The following is a 5,012-nucleotide window of genomic DNA, read 5'->3' as shown; positions in this document are numbered from 1 at the left end:
GCCGCACCTCCGGCGGCAGCCCCTGGGGCAGCGGCTGCCAGCCGCCCATCACGCACCTCCACGGCTTGCCTCGTCGCCAGTTCGTTGCCGCGACGGCGACCGCTGACCGCGGCCGGCCGCCTCAGGGCCTGCGGGCCGCCGCCTCGCCCCGCCGGGGCACCGCGCGGGTCGGCCAGGCGCTCAGGAACCCGGCGACCAGCCCCCACAGGGCGCCCAGGCCCACCGCCGACCACAGCCTCGGCCGCAGCAGCAGCTCGCCGGACAGGCTGCCGCCCACGTCGCCGATGCCGAGCAGGGACAGACCGTAGTGGGCGTGGATCCGTCCCGCCAGGCAGAGCGTCAGCACCGTCAGGGCCAGGGCGACTGCCAGGTGCAGGGCGTGCTGCCAGGCGCGGATCCGGGCGGGGGAGCGGGCCGCCATGAGGAAGGCGACCGCGAGCAGCAGCACCGCGGCGATGCAGACGAGCCACCACCAGCGGCCGTCATGGGCGGCGATGGTGTGCAGGTTCAGGGTCGAGACGTCCGGGGTGCGCAGCACCTCGGCGAGCACCCGCGGCACCGGCAGCCCGAACGGGCCTTCGACCCTGCCGTCCCAGGTGGCTCCGAGACCCAGGGTGAGGGCCGGCCAGGCCAGGTTGGGCAGCCCGAGCAGGATCACCGCGAGGATCCCCCTGGCGTGCCCGCGCGTGACCATCGCGACCACGGCGGCCACCAGAGCCAGCACCACGTACGCCAGCACCAGCACGAGCATCGCGTACGCCGCGGGGCGCACCGACGCCTGGAAGCGCAGCAGCCGCCCGGGCAGCGGCGCTCCGGGGGCGACCAGCAGCGCCAGCACCAGGATCCCGGCGAGCCACAGCAGTCCGTACCCGGCCGTGAGCGGCACGTCCGTCGTAAAACCCACCCTCGGTGCCGCGTCGAGCAGTCCGGTGAGGTCACTGAGCGTCCCGTTGCCCACGTCGACCGCGAAGGTGTGGCGGCCACCGAGGGCGAGGCCGACGAGCCCGAGCAGCCACAGCGCGGCGATCCGGGCCGCCCATCCGGCCAGCTCCCCGGCCGCGGCCACGGCGCGGTGCCGCAGCGGCCGCAGGAAACCCCCGGCGACGACGAGCGCCCCGACCAGCGTCACGGACAGCGGTACGACGGTCAGCCCGGCGTCCGTCCGGGCCAGCGCGCCCGCGTTCCCGGACAGCTCCACGCTGCCGCCGACGGCCGTCACCACGGTCGCGCACACCACCGGCGCGAAAGCGCCCCCCGGCAGGTCCGTCGCGCCGGCCGCCCACAGCCCCACGGCGGCCACCACGGCCATGGCGAGCAGGGAGGCCAGCACCACGGCCAGGGCAGACGGCCAGCCGTGCCGAACCCCGGCGCGGCGGGCCGACGCGGCCACCGGCCGCGCGGAGGCGATTCGGGGGCTCACGCCGTCACGCTAGGCAACAGGCGGTCGCCCCGCCCGCCGGGTGGGCCGTTCGCGTCGGCTTGCGGACCGTACGGGACCGACGCACATTGGGCTCGTTGCGCCTCGAACGAGGCATTTTTTCGTAAATGCCGCTTGATCCGGTTCACTGCTACGGGGAGATGAGCGCGTGAGCGTCGAACCGCCGTCGTCCGGCCGCCCCACAGGACCGCCCTCCGGCCCGCTGTCCGGACCCTCCAGGCCACCCGCCGGACCCCCGCCCGAGCCACCGGGGGGCGACGCCGGGCGCGGTGGCGACCACGGCGGTGGGCGGGGCGACAGCAATGGCGGAGGCCCGGGCGGTGGCCATGGGGGCGCTCCGGGCGGTGGCCATGGGGGCGCTCCGGGCGGCGGCCGGGGCGGCGAGCCGCACCGGGCGTGGTGGCGGTCCGCGCCGCGGATCGCGATGCTCACCACCGCCGTCGTGGTCGTCGCGGCCCTGGCCGTGGTCCTCACCCGCACGGGCGAGGGATCCGGCAAGGCGGGTGAGGTGTTCCTCCAGGCCGCCAACAGCTCCGGCCAGGACCCGTTCACGAGGTCCACCGCCACGAAGACCGTCGCCACCTCCACCGCCCCGGCGGCGTCGGCCGCGGCGACGGCCCCCGCGAACGAGGTGCGCGGGGTGGACGGCGGCGCCCCAGGCCTCTACAGCGGCACCAAGAACAGCAGCAGCTGCGACGTCGAGCAGCAGATCAGGTACTTCCAGGCCTCGCCCCCGCGCAACAAGGCGTTCGCCGCGCAGGTCGGCGTCCAGCCGTCCGGCGTCCCGGCCTATCTGCGCTCCCTCACTCCCGTACAGCTGCGCGCGGACACCCGGGTCACCGGCCACGGTTACCGCGACGGCGCCGCGACCACCTACCAGGCCGTCCTGCAGGCGGGCACCGCGGTCCTGGTCGACGGGCACGGTGTGCCCCGGGTGCGCTGCGCCTGCGGCAACCCGCTGACCCCGCCGGTCGCGCAGCGGACCGCGCCGCGGACCATGGGCGCCGCGTGGCCCGCGTACCGGCCGGGAAACGTGGTCGCCGTCGCTCCCGCCGCGCAGGTCGTCAACGTCTTCGTGCTCTTCGACCACGAGCACCACGAGTGGTTCGACCGCCACCGGGGCGACCACACCGGGCAGCACGACCGTCCGGCGAAACCCCCGTCCCACCCGAACCCCATGAACCCGCCGGCCTCCCCCGGTCCCTCGACACCGGCCAGCCCGGGCGGCGGCTCGAAGTCCCCGGCGTCGAACCAGCCCTCGTCGAACGCCCCGTCGTCGAAGCCGTCCGGGTCGAAGCCGCCGTCCTCCTCGCACTCCGGCACGTCGCAGTCGCCGAAGACCGAGTCCCCCAAGAGCGAGTCGCCGTCGTCGAAGTCGCAGGAGCCGCGGTCCCCGAACTCCGGACCGCCGTCACCGCAGTCCCCGAAGTCCGAGGCACCGGCCTCCGAGCCACCGGCCTCCGCACAGCCGGCGTCCCCGCCGTCCCCCGGCCCCGAGTCCGCGGTGTCCCCCGCGGCCCCGGCGTCCTAGAGCCCGGTCTCCGGCCGTGTGACCAGCGTGACGTCGTTTGTGCGCGGTCGGCGAACGTCTCCGGGGACTGCGGGGGCACACTCGGGGTACGAGCATGGTTGCAACAGTGACCGGCGGGGGCCGGCCTCCGGGAGAGAAACGCATGATCGAACACCTGGGCGGGGCAGTGATATCGACTGGCTTCGACGTACCCGTGGAACCGCTGCGGCGGGCCGCGCACTACACCGGTGAGCCCGGCTGCATCGCCGAGGCGCGGGACTTCGCGGCCCGTTTCCTGGAGCAGCTCAGGACGGAGTGGTGCGCCACGATCGATCGCCGGGTCGACGGCGAGCTGCTCCTCGTGGTGAGCGAGCTGATCACCAACGCGGACCGGCACAGCAACGGCCCGTACATCCTCGAACTGGAGGGTACGGACAGCGCGGTCCAGGTCTGCGTGTACGACAGCAGCGACGCCCTGCCCCGGCGCTTCCCCAAGGACCCCGAGCGGATCGGCCGCCACGGCCTGGAGATCGTGCACGCGGTGGCCAGCGAGGTCACCGCGGAGCTGGTGCCGGTCGGCAAGCGGGTGCGCGCTCTGGTGCGTTTCCCCAGCTGAACGTGCGTTTCCCCAGCTGAACGCCGCCCTGAACGCCATCGGCCGACACGGACACCGTCGCCCGGTCATACGTACCGCGGGCGCCGCCCCACGCACCGGTGCGGGGCAGCGCCCGGGAACCCGGCCCTCAGGCGCAGCCGAGTTCGCCGAGCATCCCGTGGCGCAGACGGGTGATGATCCGCTTGATCAGGCGGGAGACATGCATCTGGGAGCAGCCGAGCCGCTCGCCGATCTCCGCCTGGGTGGCCTCCTCCACGAACCGCAGATGGATGATCTCCCGGTCCCGGTCGCTCAGCTCGGCCATCAGCGGGGCCAGCGACTGGAAGTCCTCGACGAGCCGCAGCCCTTCCTCCTCGACACCGATGAAGTCGGCCAGCACCGCCTCGCCGTCCTCCGGGCCGTCCCCGGTGAGGGCGGCGTCCAGGGAGGAGGAGTTGTAGCCGTTGGAGGCGAGCTGGCCCTCGACCACCTCGTTTTCGGACAGGTTCATCAGCGTGGCCAGCTCGGCGACCGTCGGGTCCCGGTCCAGTCGGCTGGAGAGTTCCTCACGGGCCTTGGCCAACTCCACGCGCAGTTCCTGGAGCCGCCGCGGTACGTGCACCGCCCAGGTGGTGTCGCGGAAGAACCGCTTGATCTCGCCCACGATGTACGGCAGCGCGAAGGAGGTGAACTCGACCTCGCGCGACAGCTCGAACCGGTCGATGGCCTTGATCAGGCCGATCATGCCGGTCTGGACGATGTCCTCCATGTCGTCGCCCCGGTTGCGGAACCGGCCGGCCGCGAACCTGACGAGCGACATGTTCATCTCGATGAGGGTGTTGCGGGCGTACTGGTACTCGGGCGTGCCCTCCTCCAGCTGACCGAGCCGCTGGAAGAACTGGCGGGAAAGCCCCCGCGCGTCGCGGGGCGCGACACTCTTCGGGTCCTCGATTCCCGGCAGGGCTCCGTCCGTCCACGCCTCGACGGGCTGAGCGGTGTCCACTGCTTCCGACCGGATCCCGGCGGTGTTCATTCCCTCTCCCACGTGAGTCACAATGCCGCGGCTGCCGGTTCGACTGGGTCGCGCCGGCCCTGACCTGGTTCTTGTCCTCGCCCGGATACCCGGAATCGGACGTGCCATGCGTCTCTCGCTGATCGGGTACCCGGCGTGACGCGACGCATGCGCCCTGTTCTGAGGGGTGGCGGAAAACAGCCGGTGGCGGCCGCCGCAGGGAGGCTCACCCCGCGACGCGGACCGCGGTGATCAACTCGTGCCAGTACCGCTTGGTGACGGCACCGTCGTACCGCGACTCGATCAGCTCCCGGATGTCCGTCAGCAGCCCGTTCCGGGCGGGCTCCGGGAGCGCACGGTGGTTCGAGTAGGTCAGGAGCACGTCCAGGTACCGGTCGGCGGTGTACGTGATCTCCTGGGCGTGACCGTGCACGGTCACGTCGGTGAATTACTTGGA

Annotated in this window: 5 protein-coding genes; 2 read left to right on the top strand and 3 right to left on the bottom strand. The window is 73.2% G+C overall.

Annotated elements, in window-relative coordinates; translation table 11 throughout:
• Nucleotides 1-121 precede the first annotated feature (121 nt).
• Nucleotides 122-1,309, bottom strand: coding sequence for a streptophobe family protein (locus ABZ646_RS39905; RefSeq protein ID WP_360530647.1), 1,188 nt, complete (start codon nucleotides 1,307-1,309; stop codon nucleotides 122-124).
• A 277-nt stretch (nucleotides 1,310-1,586) separates the two neighbouring features.
• Between ABZ646_RS39905 and ABZ646_RS39900 the strand changes: the two genes are divergently transcribed.
• On the top strand, nucleotides 1,587-2,969 hold the full coding sequence (locus tag ABZ646_RS39900; RefSeq protein WP_360530643.1) for a DUF6777 domain-containing protein: 1,383 nt from the start codon (nucleotides 1,587-1,589) through the stop codon (nucleotides 2,967-2,969).
• Nucleotides 2,970-3,111: 142 nt separating this feature from the next.
• On the top strand, nucleotides 3,112-3,564 hold the full coding sequence (locus tag ABZ646_RS39895) for an ATP-binding protein (RefSeq protein WP_360530640.1): 453 nt from the start codon (nucleotides 3,112-3,114) through the stop codon (nucleotides 3,562-3,564).
• A gap of 127 nt (nucleotides 3,565-3,691) precedes the next feature.
• On the opposite strand, the gene ABZ646_RS39890 is transcribed toward ABZ646_RS39895, so the two are convergent.
• Both ABZ646_RS39890 and ABZ646_RS39885 read right to left on the bottom strand, forming a co-directional pair.
• Nucleotides 3,692-4,576 (bottom strand): RNA polymerase sigma factor SigF, encoded by an 885-nt coding sequence (locus tag ABZ646_RS39890; RefSeq protein WP_360530637.1) that lies wholly within the window; start codon nucleotides 4,574-4,576, stop codon nucleotides 3,692-3,694.
• A gap of 205 nt (nucleotides 4,577-4,781) precedes the next feature.
• Nucleotides 4,782-4,994 (bottom strand): hypothetical protein, encoded by a 213-nt coding sequence (locus tag ABZ646_RS39885; RefSeq protein ID WP_360530634.1) that lies wholly within the window; start codon nucleotides 4,992-4,994, stop codon nucleotides 4,782-4,784.
• Between the last annotated feature and the right edge of the window lie 18 nt (nucleotides 4,995-5,012).

The sequence above is a fragment of the Streptomyces sp. NPDC007162 genome (genome assembly GCF_040634175.1).
In the GTDB taxonomy this organism is placed as follows: domain Bacteria; phylum Actinomycetota; class Actinomycetes; order Streptomycetales; family Streptomycetaceae; genus Streptomyces.
The sequence above is the reverse complement of the archived record's forward strand: the minus strand, read 5'-3'. Positions and strand labels throughout refer to the sequence as shown.